At 57.9% G+C, this 16863-nt stretch carries 14 protein-coding genes and 4 tRNA genes; 5 read left to right on the forward strand and 13 right to left on the reverse strand.

Annotated elements, in window-relative coordinates:
* Positions 1–47: 47 nt before the first annotated feature.
* The 5 genes from hemC (at position 48) to GNG26_RS21310 (ending at position 5494) form a co-directional block, all read left to right on the forward strand.
* Positions 48–989, forward strand: coding sequence for a hydroxymethylbilane synthase (gene hemC, locus GNG26_RS21290; RefSeq protein ID WP_156240011.1), 942 nt, complete (start codon positions 48–50; stop codon positions 987–989).
* Positions 986–1726 carry a uroporphyrinogen-III synthase gene (gene hemD / locus GNG26_RS21295; RefSeq protein WP_156240012.1) on the forward strand — a complete coding sequence of 247 codons (741 nt, stop codon included), beginning with the start codon at positions 986–988 and terminating at the stop codon, positions 1724–1726. The genes hemC and hemD overlap by 4 nt, the downstream gene beginning before the upstream one ends.
* Before the next feature lie 21 nt (positions 1727–1747).
* Positions 1748–2926, forward strand: a complete 1179-nt coding sequence (gene hemX, locus GNG26_RS21300) for a uroporphyrinogen-III C-methyltransferase (protein ID WP_114388261.1) — start codon at positions 1748–1750, stop codon at positions 2924–2926.
* 2 nt (positions 2927–2928) lie between these two features.
* On the forward strand, positions 2929–4128 hold the full coding sequence (hemY, locus tag GNG26_RS21305) for a protoheme IX biogenesis protein HemY (RefSeq protein WP_156240013.1): 1200 nt from the start codon (positions 2929–2931) through the stop codon (positions 4126–4128).
* Positions 4129–4288: 160 nt separating this feature from the next.
* The gene (locus tag GNG26_RS21310; RefSeq protein ID WP_156240014.1) at positions 4289–5494 is read left to right on the forward strand and encodes an MFS transporter; all 1206 of its coding nucleotides are present in this window, start codon (positions 4289–4291) and stop codon (positions 5492–5494) included.
* 501 nt (positions 5495–5995) lie between these two features.
* On the opposite strand, the gene GNG26_RS21315 is transcribed toward GNG26_RS21310, so the two are convergent.
* The 13 genes from GNG26_RS21315 to wecB form a co-directional block, all read right to left on the reverse strand.
* Positions 5996–6072: transfer RNA gene (locus GNG26_RS21315), tRNA-Pro, on the reverse strand.
* Positions 6073–6115: 43 nt separating this feature from the next.
* Positions 6116–6201: transfer RNA gene (locus GNG26_RS21320), tRNA-Leu, on the reverse strand.
* Positions 6202–6222: 21 nt separating this feature from the next.
* Positions 6223–6298: transfer RNA gene (locus tag GNG26_RS21325), tRNA-His, on the reverse strand.
* Between the two features lie 74 nt (positions 6299–6372).
* Positions 6373–6449 (reverse strand) — tRNA-Arg (locus GNG26_RS21330).
* A 105-nt stretch (positions 6450–6554) separates the two neighbouring features.
* Positions 6555–7937: an amino acid permease gene (locus GNG26_RS21335; protein ID WP_114316415.1), complete on the reverse strand. Its 1383-nt coding sequence runs from the start codon at positions 7935–7937 to the stop codon at positions 6555–6557.
* A gap of 266 nt (positions 7938–8203) precedes the next feature.
* A complete protein-coding gene (gene wecG / locus GNG26_RS21340; protein ID WP_156240015.1) occupies positions 8204–8944 on the reverse strand; it encodes a lipopolysaccharide N-acetylmannosaminouronosyltransferase in 741 nt (246 codons plus the stop codon).
* 12 nt (positions 8945–8956) lie between these two features.
* The gene (gene wzyE / locus GNG26_RS21345; RefSeq protein ID WP_114316413.1) at positions 8957–10309 is read right to left on the reverse strand and encodes an ECA oligosaccharide polymerase; all 1353 of its coding nucleotides are present in this window, start codon (positions 10307–10309) and stop codon (positions 8957–8959) included.
* Positions 10306–11385, reverse strand: a complete 1080-nt coding sequence (locus GNG26_RS21350; RefSeq protein WP_156240016.1) for a TDP-N-acetylfucosamine:lipid II N-acetylfucosaminyltransferase — start codon at positions 11383–11385, stop codon at positions 10306–10308. Before GNG26_RS21350 ends, wzyE begins: the two co-directional genes overlap by 4 nt.
* A complete protein-coding gene (gene wzxE / locus GNG26_RS21355) occupies positions 11382–12632 on the reverse strand; it encodes a lipid III flippase WzxE (protein WP_156240017.1) in 1251 nt (416 codons plus the stop codon). The genes GNG26_RS21350 and wzxE overlap by 4 nt, the downstream gene beginning before the upstream one ends.
* Position 12633: 1 nt before the next feature.
* Entirely contained in the window at positions 12634–13764 is a 1131-nt protein-coding gene (gene rffA / locus GNG26_RS21360; protein ID WP_103825320.1) for a dTDP-4-amino-4,6-dideoxygalactose transaminase, read from the reverse strand.
* A gap of 4 nt (positions 13765–13768) precedes the next feature.
* Positions 13769–14446 (reverse strand): dTDP-4-amino-4,6-dideoxy-D-galactose acyltransferase, encoded by a 678-nt coding sequence (gene rffC, locus GNG26_RS21365; RefSeq protein WP_156240018.1) that lies wholly within the window; start codon positions 14444–14446, stop codon positions 13769–13771.
* Entirely contained in the window at positions 14443–15705 is a 1263-nt protein-coding gene (gene wecC, locus GNG26_RS21370) for a UDP-N-acetyl-D-mannosamine dehydrogenase (protein ID WP_103825318.1), read from the reverse strand. The genes rffC and wecC overlap by 4 nt, the downstream gene beginning before the upstream one ends.
* Positions 15702–16832: a non-hydrolyzing UDP-N-acetylglucosamine 2-epimerase gene (wecB, locus tag GNG26_RS21375; protein ID WP_156240019.1), complete on the reverse strand. Its 1131-nt coding sequence runs from the start codon at positions 16830–16832 to the stop codon at positions 15702–15704. Before wecB ends, wecC begins: the two co-directional genes overlap by 4 nt.
* Positions 16833–16863 lie beyond the last annotated feature (31 nt).

Consider the following 16863-nt stretch of genomic DNA (forward strand, 5'->3'; position numbering starts at 1 on the left):
GACAACAATGTTAGGATGGTCAGCAGACGATTAAGACGGTAACAAGCATGTTAGACAATGTTTTAAGAATTGCCACACGCCAAAGCCCCCTTGCGCTCTGGCAGGCACATTATGTTAAGCAGCGCCTTGAGGCCTGCCATGCAGGTTTACGTGTAGAGCTGGTGCCAATGGTGACACGCGGTGATGTCATCCTTGATACACCGCTGGCGAAAGTGGGCGGGAAAGGCCTGTTCGTAAAAGAGCTTGAGCTGGCACTGCTTGAAGGTCGCGCCGATATCGCGGTTCACTCCATGAAGGACGTCCCGGTTGATTTCCCTGAGGGGCTGGGTCTGGTCACGATTTGCGAGCGGGAAGATCCACGCGATGCCTTTGTCTCAAATCACTACGACTCCCTGGATGCTCTGCCACACGGGAGCATCGTTGGCACGTCAAGTTTACGCCGCCAGTGCCAGCTGGCCGAGTATCGCCCGGATCTCATCATCCGCTCCCTGCGCGGTAACGTCGGCACCCGTCTCGGCAAGCTGGATAACGGTGAGTACGACGCTATCATTCTGGCGGTGGCTGGCCTGAAACGCCTGGGACTGGAGTCGCGTATCAAGGCGGCGCTCTCCCCGGAACAGTCGCTGCCGGCCGTGGGCCAGGGCGCGGTGGGCATTGAGTGCCGACTCGACGATACCCGTACCCATGCGCTGCTGGCGCCGCTCAATCACGACGAGACCGCAATCCGCGTGCAGGCGGAGCGCGCCATGAATACCCGCCTGGAAGGGGGATGTCAGGTGCCGATTGGCAGCTATGCTGAATTAACAGATGGCGAACTGTGGCTGCGCGCGCTGGTTGGCGCGCCGGACGGTTCGCAGATGGTGCGCGGCGAACGTCGCGGCAAACCGCAGGACGCCGAGAAGCTGGGTATTTCGCTGGCGGAAGAGCTACTGGACAACGGCGCCCGTGAAATTCTCGCGGATGTCTATAATGGAGAACCCCCGGCATGAGTATTCTCGTCACCCGCCCTTCTCCCGCAGGAGATCAGTTAGTGAGCCGTCTGCGCGCACTGGGGCAGGTGGCGTGGAGCTTTCCGCTGATTGAGTTCACCCCGGGCCGGGCGCTTCCCCGGCTTGCCGGTCATCTCGGCGCGCTGCAGGCAGGCGATCTGCTGTTTGCCCTGTCGCAACATGCCGTGGCATTTGCCCACGCCCGGCTGCAGCAGGAGGGCCAGCGCTGGCCGGATGCGCCGTGCTATTTCGCTATCGGCAGAACCACCGCCCTGGCGCTGCACACCGAAAGTGGCAAGCATGTTCGCTACCCGTTGGATCGGGAAACCAGCGAAGTGTTGCTACAATTACCTGAATTACAAACCGTTGTGGGGAAGCGTGCCCTGATTTTACGCGGCAACGGTGGACGAGAACTGCTGGGCGACACGCTGCGTGAGCGTGGAGCAGAAGTGACATTTTGCGAATGTTATCAACGTTGTAATAAATACTATGACGGTGCAGAAGAGGCGATGCGCTGGCAGGCTCGCGGCGTTACCACTCTGGTGGTGACCAGCGGGGAGATGCTGCAACACCTCTGGTCGCTGATCCCACAATGGTATCGTGAAAACTGGTTACTCCGCTGTCGGCTTCTGGTCGTCAGTGAGCGTCTGGCGAACCTCGCCCGGGAACTGGGCTGGCAAGATATTCGGATCGCTGATAACGCCGACAACGATGCGCTGCTGCGCGCATTACAATAACTCTCATAATGGGAAGCCATAATGACGGAACAAGAAAAATCCTCCGCCGTGGTTGAAGAGACCAGGGAGACTGTGGACACCACGCCACAGCCAGAAACGACAGAGAAAAAGCATGGCAGCAATAAAACCAGTCTGGCGTTAAGCGCGATTGCTATCGCCATTGCGCTGGCCGCTGGCGTCGGTCTGTATGGGCTGGTGAAAAAACAAGCTACCAATCAGGTTGCCACGAACGACGAACTGGTGACGCAAATTACCGCCTTACAACAGGCGCAGCAGTCGCAAAAAGCCGAGCTGGATGGGGTAATTAAACAGCAGGCCGATCAGCTGGCCGCCGCCACCCGTAAGCAGGACGAGCTGACCAAACAGCTGGATGAAATGCAGCAAAAAGTGGCGGCCATTTCCGGTACCGATGCCAAAACCTGGCTGCTGGCACAGGCTGATTTCCTGGTCAAACTGGCCGGGCGCAAGCTGTGGAGCGATCAGGATGTCACCACCGCTGCCGCGCTGCTGAAAAGCGCTGATGCCAGCCTGGGCGATATGAACGACCCAAGCCTGATCACTGCCCGCCGGGCACTCACTGCGGATATCGCCAGCCTGTCGACCGTTTCCCAGGTGGACTACGACGGCATCATCCTGAAAGTGAATCAGCTGTCGAACCAGATCGATAACCTGCGTCTGGCAGATAATAATGACGACGACTCCCCGATGGATTCCGACAGCAGCGAACTCTCCAGCTCATTGAGCGAGTGGCGCATCAATCTGCAAAAAAGCTGGCAGAACTTTATGGACAGCTTTATCACCGTTCGCCGCCGCGATGAGACCGCCGTACCGCTGCTCGCGCCGAATCAGGACGTCTACCTGCGCGAGAACCTGCGTTCACGTCTGCTGGTGGCCGCGCAGGCTGTGCCTCGCCATCAGGAAGAGACCTACAAGCAGGCGCTGGATAATGTCTCCACCTGGGTACGCGCTTACTACGATACCGACGATGCCACCACTACCGCTTTCCTCGAAGAGGTGGACAAGCTGAGTCAACAGAACATCACCATGAACGTACCGGATAAGCTGGAGAGCCAGCCGATTCTGGAGAAGCTGATGCAGACGCGCGTGCGTAACCTGCTGGCACAGCCGGGCGAAGCGGCGGAGCAATCTCCTGCTCCAGCCCCTGCTCCCGCCCCTGACAGCGCACCGCAAGGAGAGTAATTATGTTAAAAGTTTTATTACTCTTCGCACTGCTGCTCGCCGGGATCGTGCTGGGTCCTATGCTGGCGGGCCATCAGGGCTACGTGCTGATCCAGACTGATAACTACAATATCGAAACCAGCGTCACCGGGCTGGTGATCATTTTGATCCTGGTAATGGTGGCGTTTCTGGCGATCGAGTGGATCCTGCGCCGCATCTTCCGTACCGGGGCCCATACCCGCAGCTGGTTTGTCGGCCGCAAGCGCCGCCGTGCCCGCAAGCAGACCGAACAGGCCCTGCTGAAGCTGGCCGAAGGCGACTATCAGCAGGTTGAGAAGCTGATGTCGAAGAATGCCGATCATGCTGAACAGCCGGTGGTCAACTATCTGCTGGCGGCGGAAGCCGCACAGCAGCGCGGCGACGAAGCACGCGCCAATCAGCATCTGGAGCGTGCCGCTGAGCTGGCTGAAAACGACCCGATCCCGGTGGAGATCACCCGGGTACGTCTGCAACTGGCGCGCAACGAAAACCATGCCGCCCGCCACGGCGTCGATCGTCTGCTGGAGATCGCGCCGCGTCATCCGGAGGTGCTGCGTCTGGCTGAGCAGGCCTATATCCGCACCGGCGCCTGGGGCTCGCTGCTGGACATCATCCCATCGATGGCGAAAGCCGACGTCTGTGACGAAGAGCAGCGCGACAGCCTGCAACGTCAGGCCTGGATCGGGCTGATGGACCAGGCGCGAGCCGATCAGGGCAGCGATGGCCTGAAAGCCTGGTGGAAAAATCAGAGCCGCAAAACGCGCCAGCAGGTCCCCCTGCAGGTGGCGATGGCGGAACACCTGATTGAGTGTGACGATCACGATACCGCCCAGAGCATCATCCTTGATGGCCTGAAACGCCAGTACGACGATCGTCTGGTGATGGTGATCCCGCGCCTGAAAACCAATAATCCGGAGCAGATCGAGAAAATGCTGCGCCAGCAGATCAAAACCGTGGGCGACCGCCCTCTGCTGTGGAGCACTCTGGGTCAGTCACTGGCCAGACATGGTGAATGGAAAGAGGCCAGCCTCGCCTTCCGCGCCGCGTTAAAACAGCGCCCGGATGCGTTCGATTATGCCTGGCTGGCGGATACGCTGGATAAACTGCATCTGCCGGAAGAGGCTGCCGAAATGCGTCGCGACGGTCTGCTGCTGACGTTGCAGAACAATCCCCCGCAGCAATAATTGCACAGGAGGCCTGACGGCCTCCTTTTTTATTTGCTACATTCTTAGCATCTTCTTCAGAGACCCATCTCCGCCAATGTAACGATCTCCTTTCATTGAACATTTTTTCTGTACACGCCTTTTACGGCGTGGATTAAATCGTTTTTGAAAGGATCGTTTCATGAACACGCTTTTGTATGCGCTTTTTTGCGCGCTCCGCAGCCACCGTTGGCTGCGCCTGCTGGCCTGCGCTTTTCTGTTTACCTCTGTGGGGAATGGCTTAACCCAGGTGATGGTCTTTGGTCTGCTGCTGGAGTGGCAGGCACCCGCCTCTTTACTGACCCTGGCATATCTGTTTGCCCTGCTACCGGGATTTCTGGGCAGCCTCGTCGGGGAGAAGTTCTGTATGCGTTTTTCACCCATCGGCCTGCTGCTCCTGACCGAGTGGCTGGGCCTGCTCGCCCTGCTTTTTCCTCTGCTGGGCATTCAGTTTCACAGCATGATGGCGCTGCTGGCGGTGCAGTCCACCGAGGCCTTTCTGACGGGCATGAGCTGGCCCGCGCTGGCCCTGCTGTTCCGGCGGGGATTGTCCGAAGCCGAGCTGCCTGCAGCGACCTGCCTGGAGACGATGATTTTTGCTTCGCAGGTGCTACTGGGCACCGGGCTGGGTATGGTGCTGTTTCATCATCTGCCCGCGCTGGCACTGCTGGGGATTGACGCGCTCACCTTTGCGGGCTCCTTGCTGATGCTGCGCCTCACCGGCAGCGCGTTGCCTTCTCTGGCGCCTGAGCAGGCAGCAGAAACCGAAAGACCGGTGGCGATGCGCTGGCAGGCACTGGGAGCGCAGCAAAAACGCAGCCTGTTGCTGCTTCCTGCCCTCGCCGCCGTGGGTTCACCTGCTATGGCGCTGCTGCCTGCACTGGCGCAGCAGATTGAGCCGAATGATGCTGCCGGGCTGGCCCTGCCTCTGCTTTTTGCCCGCAGCATGGGACAGCTGTGCGGCCCGCTGCTGTTGAAAAGAGAGAGCCTGCCCCGCTACGCCGGGCAAAACCGCCTCCTGCTGACCTGCCTCGGCCTCTTTTTACTCGCCTACGGGACGATCCCGCTGCTATCGGGGATGCAAGCGTTGGGAGCCGTGTTTGTCGCCCATCTCGCCTCGAACGTCGTTTTTGCGGTGGGCACTTTTAGCCTGCTGAGCAGCTTTCAGGCTGACCTGATCTCCTCGGCCAGCAGCAGGGTCTGGCGATGGCAAACCGCCAGCGCATCGCTCTTTACCGGCCTCACGGCACTGGTTGCTGACGTGCTGGGGCCGCTACAGGCGCTGTATGGCGTTTCGGGCTGTGCCCTGCTGATGGTGGTGGGGATCCTGACGCGCTACTGCAGATAAGGCATAAAAAAACGCCTGCTAAAAAGCAGGCGTTAAACAGGTCTGTTTGACAACTTGTGGTGCTTCACTCAACGTTGTGTCCATGGTGTTTGATGAGGCCGAAGCGACATCTGTCAGTGGACGATAAGCACCGTAAATGGCTCTGCGTCATTCCGGAGTTTATGAGGCACTAAGGCGAACATAAGAGGTGGAATGAGCATCTACACGTATATTATTGCATGCAATGTGCCAATGTTGCATCACGAAGTTGTATGGATCTCAACTTTTTAAGATAAAAGGAAATTATCCCTTTCAGCCAGGAAACAGGCAGCAGATTGGGCCGATAACCAGACCAAAGTGTCTCCAGGAAGAGACAGGCTGACGGGTTAAGCAATATATTGATTTATTTCAATATGTTATATGTCACTTATTCACGACAGGCCAGGATATCGCTGTCGGCAATAAACAACAGGGGCAGGAAAAGCAGAAAACAAAAAACCCCGCCGAAGCGGGGTTCAAAATTGGTCGGCGAGAGAGGATTCGAACCTCCGACCCACTGGTCCCAAACCAGTTGCGCTACCAAGCTGCGCTACTCGCCGTTGTACTGCTTTTTGAATTTTTAGTTCAATTCATTAAAAGTCGTGGTGCGAGGGGGGGGACTCGAACCCCCACATCCTAAGGACACTAACACCTGAAGCTAGCGCGTCTACCAATTCCGCCACCTTCGCAATTCACAACTCTTTAAATAATGGGGTGGCTAATGGGATTCGAACCCACGACAACTGGAATCACAATCCAGGGCTCTACCAACTGAGCTATAGCCACCACTACTTGATTCTTTACTCTTTCACGCGGTTCTGCCTACTTAACAGACCACCGCAGCTCCAGCACCGGGTGAATGGTGCGCCCGACAGGATTCGAACCTGAGACCTCTGCCTCCGGAGGGCAGCGCTCTATCCAGCTGAGCTACGGGCGCTTAGCGCCGTTGCGGGGCTGGATATTACGGAGGTCTCGGTCTGCTGTCTAGTGCTTTTTTAAAATAAATGCGCGTTTGATTAGACTTTGCGCACTTTGCCGCATATTACTGCGTTTTGGCCCTTTCCACGTGTCGCCCCAGGCCAAAAATCTTGTATCCCGCGCTAACGGCCGCCAGGAATATCGCCCCGACATACAGCGACATGCGGGTGTCTTCGTTGAAGTACATGCCGATCAGCACACAGATCAGGAACGCCATCGTTAAATAGTTAGCCCACGGGAAGAGAATGGAGCGGAACGGATGGCTGGCGATCGCGTTTTTATGCGCCTGACGAAAACGCAGCTGGCTAATCAGGATCACAAACCACGGCACCATACCTGGCAGAACGCTGGCGCTGTAGACATAAACGAAGACACGCTGTGGGTTCGGGATGATGTAGTTCAGGCATGACCCCACCAGCAGAATAATAATCGAGATGGCAACGCCCACCACCGGCACTCCGGCGCGGGAGACTTTCCCCACCGCCGCTGGCAGCTGGCGGTTGTTCGCCAGCGCGTAGAGCATACGTCCGCAGCTGTACATGCCGCTATTACAGCCGGAGAGTGCCGCCGTCAGCACCACAAAGTTGATAATCGCCGCTGCTGCGGTAATGCCGATTTTGGCAAAGGTGAGCACGAATGGGCTGCCGTTACTGCCAATCTCATTCCACGGGAAGATAGTGACGATGACAAAAATCGCGCCGACATAGAAGATGAGGATACGCCACAGCACCTTGCCCACCGCGCTGCGCAGAGTCACCTGCGGGTTTTTCGCTTCGCCGGCGGTGATCCCGATAAGCTCAACGCCCTGGTAGGAGGCCACCACGATACAGAGCGCGGTCAGGAAGCCCTTCCAGCCGCCAGCAAAGAAGCCGCCGTGCTCGGTCAGGTTGCCAAAGCCAATCGCCTGGCCGCCGTTACCCAGGCCGAAGAAGATCACCCCCACGCCGATGACAATCATCACGATAATGGTGGTTACTTTAATCATCGCAAACCAGAATTCGATCTCACCGTACAGACGCACGGCGGCGAGGTTCGCCAGCGCCACCAGCCCCACGGCGATAAGCGCAGGTATCCACTGTGCCATTTCCGGGAACCAGAACTGCACATAAACCCCAATGGCGGTGATCTCCGATATGCCCACCGCCATCCACATAAACCAGTACGACCACGCCGTGAGATAGCCAAAAAACGGGCTCATGTAGCGATGCGCATAAACGGCGAACGAACCGGCGACCGGCTCGAGGAACAGCATCTCCCCCATGGAGCGCATGATAAAGAAGACGAACAGCCCGGCGATGATATACGCCAGCAGGACCGACGGCCCGGCCCATTTCAGGGTGCTGGCGGAGCCCATAAACAGGCCCACGCCAATCGTCCCGCCAAGGGCGATAAGTTCGATATGACGAGCTTCCAGCCCACGCTGAAGCTCCGGTTTTTTCTCTGACATAAATCCTCGGTTGTGCTTGCGACTCTCCCGGCCTGCGCCGGTTATTGTTATAGGTACAGATGCGCTATCACAGGCTGTGCGTTATGGGCCGTTTATGTTTACGGTTGATGCTAAAACAGCCTGGTACGGTAGTGACGGGGGAATGGTTTCTTAAATTTTGTAAAATGGCAAACGATGCGTTAAATAAATGAATGTATTGTTGAGAAAAGCAGCAGATTTACGGGGAGATCGCAGCGCGAGCAGTATATCGCGCTGCGTTTCAGATATTACAGGCGACCGGAGTAGTGCCAGCCGAGATAACGCAGCAGACGGAGCTGGCGGGTGATCCGGCTCGGCTGGGATAACAGGCGATACAGCCACTCCAGCCCCAGGTTCTGCCACACTTTGGGCGCGCGCTTTACGTGGCCGGTGAAGACATCGTAAGTGCCGCCCACGCCCATATAGAGCGCATCCGGATAGACCTGACGGCAGTCGCGCATCAGGATCTCCTGCCGCGGTGAACCCATCGCGACGGTGATGATCTTCGCCCCGCTGTCACGAATGCGGGCGAACAGCGCCTGCTGATCGTCAGGGCTGAAATAGCCATCCTGACTGCCGACGATATTCACCTGCCACTGGTCACGCAATTTCTGCTCGGTTTGCGCCAGCACCCCAGGTTTGCCGCCGACGAGGAAGACCGGCGTACCGTCTGCCCCCGCCCGCGCCATCAGCGCTTCCCAGAGATCGGCCCCCGCGACGCGAGAGATGTTCGCCCCCGGGTACTTCTTACGCACGGAGCGCACCACACTTATCCCGTCCGCATATTTAAACTCGGCCGCCTCGATGAGGTCGCGCACCTGGGCGTTATCCTCAAGGGTAAGCATTTTTTCTGCATTGATGGCCACCAGCGTACCGGTTTTGATCCCGTCCCCGGCACAGAGATAGTCCAGCGCATGCTGCATATCACGCCAGCCGATCAGCTTCAGGCCCCGCAGGTCATACTGCGGTGCTGAGGTATTATCAGTCATTATTATCCTTACTCAGACTCGCGAAAGCGCCCTGCCGTTTGCCGGTTCGCGCTTATGCACTAACCCGGCGCTGTCGAATAGCCAGTACAGCAGCTTCGCCATCAGCAGACAGGCGCCAAAAACCACCATGAAAAAGACCACACGGGAGACGAACGAATCCAGCCCTTCTCGCGCCAGCACGATCATATTGAAAATGGCACCGAAACAGAAACTATGCAAAATCGCTGCCTTATAGCGGTTGGTCTCCTGATTGCCCAGCGTATAGAGCCAGTCGAACCATTTGATAATCAGCCCGACGGCAATCGCCCCCGGCAGGATAAACCAGCCGCCGCCCATCACCACCAGGGAACCGATCAGCGTCGGTGAGATGGCCAGCCCGGAGTGGTTGTTCAGCACTTCCCAGGTAAAGTAGTTTGCCGTATTCAGCACCACGCCCGGTCTGTCCGGCCACAGCCAGGTGGGGATAAAGACATAAAAATCGCGAACAATGGGCGCCAGCCCCTGAAAATCGATTTTGTCGTAGTTTTGCAGCAGCAGGGCGAGGTTCTCCCACGGCGAGAAGGTGTCGCGGGTGAGGTATAAAAAGGTGTAAAACGCTTCGTCGCCGCTGACATCCATGCCGTAGCGCTTCAGCGCCAGCCAGAACATCCCCACAATTCCCAGCACGCCTGCCGCAGCCAGCATCCACAGCGAGATCCAGCCGCGAATAATGCCGATAAACAGGAAGATCGCGAAGGCGATAATGATGTTTGCGCGCGTGCCGCCGACAATCATGTAGGTCAGCAGGCCAAACGCCACGGTACTGACCAGGAAAAAGAGCCACGCCCGGGCACTCTGATGCAGGAAATAGATCACCAGCATCGCCGGAATGAAGAAATAGAAGAAGCGCTTGAGCGCTACCCCGGAGACTTCGCTGGAGAAGATCTGGCTGTAGGAATGCAGCTTAAAGAGCAAAAAGCCATTGTGCATGAAGAAGATACCGACGGTGACAAGCGCAATGCCCATCAGCAGCATCCAGGTCAGATGCGTCTCAACCCGGTTCATGGTGAACAAAGGCCGTCGCGATGCGTCACTGCTGGCCGGTTTTAGCCGCGTCTTATAGGCGACGTAATAGACCCCATAGAAGCAGGTCGCCGACAGCAGCGCCTGCATGAGTATCTCCGGCGGTACGACGGCCACATCGAAGCGGAACACCAGCACGCTGGTCAGCGGAAAGCCGAAGTAAAAGGTGAGCAGAAACAGCAGCGAGAAGAAGACGTTGAAGTTAAAGCGCACCCGGCGGAATTCAAACCACGTCAGCGTGGCGATAAACAAGGCGCTCAGAAGCCAGATGACCAGCAGGCCGCTAAATTGCAACTGGCTCATGTATTCTCTCCTGAGGCGATCCGCAGCGCCTGATGCCACGGCGTAAGGTAGTTCGGGCTGAAGAAGTCGATGGCGTTTTTATCCACCTGCGCAAGCTGTCGCTGGGCTTCACGCACCACCTCTTCGTTCAGGTCATCGGTGGTAAACAGCACCGGAATGTGCTGCTCCGCCATGTCCTGCCAGAACGGGTTTTCGCGATTAAGCACGCAGGGAATGCCCGCCTGAATCAACAGACAGAGCGTGCCGATCCCCTGCTGGCGCGCAAAGATGAAATAGCCCAGATCGCACTTACGCAGCAATGCCAGGTAGTCATCAAAGGCCAGCTTATCGCTGAGGATCTGCAAATTGTCCGGGCTGAATAATGCCTGTCCGCTCTGACGGACTTCATCGATGTATGCCGCGTTATTAGCAGGATAGCCCATCGGCACGATCACGTTGACCGTATCGCCAAACTGCTGATGCACCGCCTTTAATGCCGCAATATGTTCGTTACTGCGATCCCCGGAGTTACCCACCAGAATCGTCAGTTTACCCTCGCGTTTCACCTCTTGGGCTAACCCGTTCAGCGACGGGTCCATGCGGGTCGGGAAATAGAGCAGTTCGCCGCGCACGTTTGGATGCTGTTTTGCGAAATAATTCAGATCGCCGCGGGTGGCAAAGATGCAGCCCACCCGCCCCTGCGCCATGCGCCGCAGCGGGTAGAAGAGACGGAACTTCCAGCCCCGGGAGACTTCATACAGGTCGGCGCCCCAGATATGCCAGTTAAACTGCGCGGGCCTGATCCCACCACTCAACAAGGCCAGCCACAGGCCGGTATTGAACTGCCCGTGAAAAAAGAAACGCTGCTGGCGGTTGGCCTTGGCTTTGGCGATCACCGCTTTCGCAAGCGTAGCTTTGTCCGGCCAGAAGGTCAGCTGCAGTGCCGGAAAGGCGGCGCTAAGGTCGGTGTCCTTACCCACCACCATAAATTCCCGCGCCAGCTCGCTGCCGGGAGCCAGTTCATCGTTAAAGAACCGCAGTACGGTCTGGTTATGGTGTGGGATATCCGATCCCAGGACGTGAATCAGTGCAGTCATGCGCGTTTATGCCAAAGTAAAAAGACGCCGCAACAGGCAGCAAAATAGACTATATAGGTGGCCATATAGGCCTGAGCCGCTCCCAGCGCGCCGTGCGCGGGGATCAGCCAGTGAGAGAATGCCGTCAGCAACGCAAACTGGCTGATTTCCGCCAGAATGTAGAGCCGCAGCGACGCTTTAGCAATCACCAGATAGCCAAAGACGTAAGCGCCTACTTTCAGTACGTCCCCCACCAGTTGCCAGGCGAACAGGTCGCGCATCGCGGTAAACTTGGCGGAAAACAGCAGCCAGATGGCGACATCGCGCAGCAACCAGACGGTAAAGCTGGCAACAGCCACCGCCGGTAAGACGAAGCGCAGCGAACGGAGGATTTCGCGGGTGATCTCCTGCCGGGCGGTGAGCCGTGAGAGCGTAGGCAACAGGTAGACGCTAAAGGAGGCGGTAATAAACTGCAGGTAGGCATCCGAGATACTGCTGACCCCCTGCCAGATCCCCACCTCATCCCAGCTGTAATGCGCCGCCAGCAGGTTTCGCATCATCACATAGGCCACCGGCAGGGTGACGGAAGTAATCAGCGCCATCAGGGTAAACTTTCCCAGCTGTCCCGCCAGAAGCCGATCCCATTTGGGCTTCAGATAGTGCAGCGGGATGGTGCCCCTGCGCATCAGCATAAACGCCGCCGGAACGACCACCAGCGCGGGCACCAGCGCCAGCCCCAGCAGCGCGCCTTCGTAGCCGCCGAGGCGATAGCAGACGTAATAGGCAACCACCCCGATGACGCTGCCGACGATCAGCGCCAACGCATTGCCGGCGGCATCGCGAAAGCCTTTCATCAGTGCCAGCAGCAGGTTCGCCCAGGCGATGCCCATCTGCACCAGCGCCACCAGCCGCACCAGACCCTGATAGCCCGTGTGACCGAACAGCCCCTGGCTGATGGGCGCGGCCGCCAGTAAAAAGATGACCGCCAGCAGCGTGGAAAAGCCCAGCACCATTGCCGACGAGGTCCCGACAACCGTGCGCAGCTGCGCCGCATCATCATGATATTGCGCCACGTACTTGGTCACGCCGTTGAAGATCCCCGCCCCGGCCAGTACACCGAGGACGGTAACCAGCTGGCGGAAGTTCCCCGCCTGCCCGACACCCGCCGGGCCAAAGGAGACGGCCAGCAGTTTTACCACCAGCAATCCCGCGCCGATCTTGACGAGTGTGGACGCGGCGGTCCACACCGATGCTTTCGCCAGAGACATATCAGCCGAAATAACTCAGAAGGGTATTAATCACCGTGCGCTGGTTGACCGCAGCGAGGTTGTAGAACAGCGGTAAGCGGAGTAACCGCTCACTTTCTTTGGTGGTAAAGCGATCTTCACCCGCGAACTGACCAAAGGCTTCTCCCGCCGGGCTGGAGTGCAGCGGAATATAGTGGAACACCGCCAGGATTTCGGCCTCTTTCAGATACGCGATAAGCGCGCTGCGATCGTCGTTATCCCGCAGCTTGATGTAGAACATATGGGCATTATGGACGCAATCTGCCGGAATGGTCGGCAGCTCGATACGGCCTTTACGCGCAAGCGGGGCCAGCGCATCGTGATAGGTCTGCCACAGCGCCAGACGCTGCTGGTTGATACGGTCTGCCGCTTCCAGCTGTGCCCACAGGTACGCAGCCTGCAGATCCGCCATCAGATAGCTGGAGCCGATATCCCGCCAGGTGTACTTATCCACCTGCCCACGGAAGAACTGGCTGCGGTTGGTGCCCTTCTCGCGGATGATCTCCGCGCGCTCCACCAGGGCGCGATCGTTAATCAACGTCGCGCCGCCTTCACCGCCTGCGGTGTAGTTTTTGGTTTCGTGGAAGCTAAAGCAGCCGATGTGCCCGATGGTGCCCAGCGCGCGGCCCTTGTAGGTGGACATCACCCCCTGCGCGGCATCTTCCACCACATACAGGTTATGTTTTTTGGCGATCGCCATGATGGTGTCCATCTCGCATGCCACCCCGGCATAGTGTACCGGCACGATGGCGCGGGTCTTGTCGGTGATAGCCGCTTCAATCAGCGTCTCGTCAATGTTCATGGTATCCGGGCGGATATCGACAAAGACGATTTTCGCCCCGCGCAGCACGAAAGCGTTGGCGGTGGAGACAAAGGTGTAGCTCGGCATGATCACTTCATCGCCAGGACCAATATCCAGCAACAGGGCGGCCATCTCCAGCGAGGCGGTGCAGGAGGGAGTCAGCAGGACCTTCGCGCTCTGAAAGCGCTGCTCCATCCACTGCTGGCAACGGCGCGTATAGCCGCCATCGCCGCAAAGTTTGCCGCTGCCCATTGCAGACTGCATGTAATCGAGTTCGGTGCCCACCACGGGAGGCGCATTAAATGGGATCATCTTGTCACCTGTATAGCCAGTAAGCGGTCGTTTCGATGTTGCCGCCGCTTGCGATATAACGTTTAAGCGCGGCGGTGTTGCCCATCTGGGTCGCCACCCGCAAAGTAGAAATCTGCTGTTGCTGCGCCCAGTGCAGCGCCGCCTGCATTAACTTCTCGCCCATGCCGCGCCCGGCCAGCAGACCGATACGCGCCTCGTTGTCGCTGAGCTTACGCAGGGAGACAAAGCCCTGGATGGCGCCATCCGGCGCACGGAACACCAGGCAGAGATGGTCGAAGGCGCCTTTTACCGCATTTTCGATCCACCGGGCATAGAAGCGACCGCTGTCGTCAGGGGCGTACCACGGCGCGCGAAAGCGGCTCTGCGCAAAGGCCTGGGCAGCCAGCTGGCGCAGCGCCGGGATATCCTGCTCCGTCGCAGATTCCGCGCCAGGGCAAGCGTGTTGCGTCACGGTAATGGCGAGATCGACTTCGCCTTCCACCAGCCTGAAGCCCTGCGCCTGCAACGCGTCCAGCCAGTCGGCGCGGGTGGCCGGAATTTTGGCCTGCAACCGCTGCCATGCGTCCAGCTCGGATGCCGCCAGCAGCGGAGCATCATCAGAGAGGCGCACAAGCGCCGTGGGAAGGGCAAAAAACTCGCTTTCCCACTCCAGCGGCTGTAACGCACCGTGGAGCTGACTCAACGCCAGACCCCTTTGGTATCGACGATAAATTCCTGACGGACGGCCTCGCCCGGGATCGCTTTGAACGCGTTATGGTCCACCAGCAGCACCAGCACATCAGCGGTTGCCAGCGCCTCTTCAAGGCTTGTCAGGGTGCAGTGACCGGTCAGTTTTTTCGGCAGTTCATGAATATTCGGTTCAACCACCTGCGTTTCGCCGCTGTGCCACTGGGCGATCATCTCAGCAATTTCCATCGCCGGGCTTTCCCGCAGATCGTCGATGTTCGGCTTAAAGGCGAGACCAAAACAGGCGATGGTCACATCGTTCGCCCGCTTGCCGCTTTGGGTCAGGTAATCTGCCACGGTGGCCTTCACCTGGTTCAGTACCCAGTGCGGCTTGCTGTCGTTGACTTCGCGGGCGATACGGATAAGCCGTGCCTGCTGCGGGTTCTGCGCCACGATAAACCACGGGTCGACCGCGATGCAGTGACCGCCTACCCCCGGACCCGGTTGCAGAATATTGACGCGCGGGTGGCGGTTCGCCAGACGAATCAGTTCCCAGACGTTAATCCCCTGATCGGCGCAAATCAGCGACAGTTCATTGGCAAACGCAATATTCACATCGCGGAAGCTGTTTTCGGTGAGTTTACACATCTCAGCGGTACGGGAGTTGGTCACCACGCATTCGCCTTCGAGGAAGATGTTATACAGCTCGCTGGCGCGGGCGGAACAGACCGGGGTCATGCCGCCAATAACCCGATCGTTTTTAATCAGTTCGACCATCACCTGCCCCGGCAGCACGCGCTCCGGGCAGTAGGCGACGTTGATATCGGCCTGCTCGCCCGCCTGCTGCGGGAAAGTAAGATCCGGGCGCGCCTCAGCCAGCCACTGGGCCATTTGCTCGGTGGCACCCACCGGTGAGGTGGATTCGAGGATCACCAGCGCGCCTTTTTTCAGTACCGGGGCGATGGATTTCGCTGCCGCTTCGACATAGGCCATATCCGGCTCATGCTCGCCTTTGAACGGCGTCGGCACGGCAATCAGGTAGGCATCGGCAACCACCGGCGTGGTACTGGCCCTGAGGTATCCCCCTTCAACGGCGGTTTTTACCACCTTGTCGAGATCCGGCTCAACGATATGAATTTCACCCTTGTTGATCGTCTCAACCGCATGCTGGTTGATATCAACACCCACTACCTGTTTTTGACGGGAGGCAAATGCCGCCGCCGTGGGCAGCCCAATATAGCCAAGACCAATGACAGAAATGGTAGTAAAACTCATAGCGATACCCGATTGTGTTTAAGTGCGTACAAAATGCGGTCACAGGCCTGGCCGTCACCATACGGGTTATGGGCCCGGCTCATGGCCTGATACTCTTCATTGTTATGCAGCAGGCGCGTCACCTCTTCCACGATGGTTCGTGAATCGGTCCCCACCAGCCTTACCGTTCCCGCTTTAACCGCCTCAGGACGCTCAGTGGTTTCACGCATCACCAGTACCGGTTTCCCCAGTGAAGGCGCTTCTTCCTGAATACCGCCTGAATCCGTCAGGATCAGCCAGGCATGGTTCATCAGCCAGACGAATGGCAGATAGTCCTGCGGCTCAATAAGTATGACGTTTTTGACATGCCCCAGGATGCGGTTAACCGGCTCGCTGACGTTAGGGTTCAGATGCACCGGATAGACGATCTGGACATCTTCATTACGCGCGGCGATTTCAGCCAGCGCATGGCAGATTTGCTCGAAGCCCTGGCCAAAACTTTCCCGCCGGTGTCCGGTAACCAGAATCATCTTTTTACCGTTGGCGAGGAACGGATACTGTTCAGCCAGTTGCCCACGCAAGCTCTCGTTCGCCAGCACCCGGTCGCGCACCCAGATCAGCGCGTCGATCACCGTGTTACCGGTGACAAAGATGTGCTGGTCATTAACATTTTCGCGCAGCAGGTTTTGGCGAGAGGTCTCGGTTGGCGCAAAGTGATACATCGCCAGATGCCCGGTCAGAGTCCGGTTCGCCTCTTCCGGCCACGGGGAGGAGAGATCGCCCGTGCGTAAGCCGGCTTCAACATGCCCAACCGGAATACGTTGATAGAATGCCGCCAGACTGGTGGCGATGGTGGTGGTGGTATCGCCGTGCACCAGCACAACATCCGGCCTGAACGACTCCAGAATAGGTTTTAAACCTTCCAGAATACGGCAGGTAATTTCGGTTAGCCCTTGTCCCGGCTTCATAATATTGAGGTCGTAGTCGGGAACAATGGAAAAGAGTTTAAGGACCTGATCCAGCATCTCCCGATGCTGCGCGGTAACGCAAACTTTCGCCTCAAAATGAGGGTCACTTGCCAGCGCATGGACCAGAGGCGCCATCTTGATGGCTTCCGGCCTTGTACCAAAGACAGTGAGTACTTTCACATCGATTCTCTTCGATTAAGCGATGAAGGCC

Source organism: Leclercia sp. J807, assembly GCF_009734465.1.
GTDB lineage: Bacteria > Pseudomonadota > Gammaproteobacteria > Enterobacterales > Enterobacteriaceae > Enterobacter.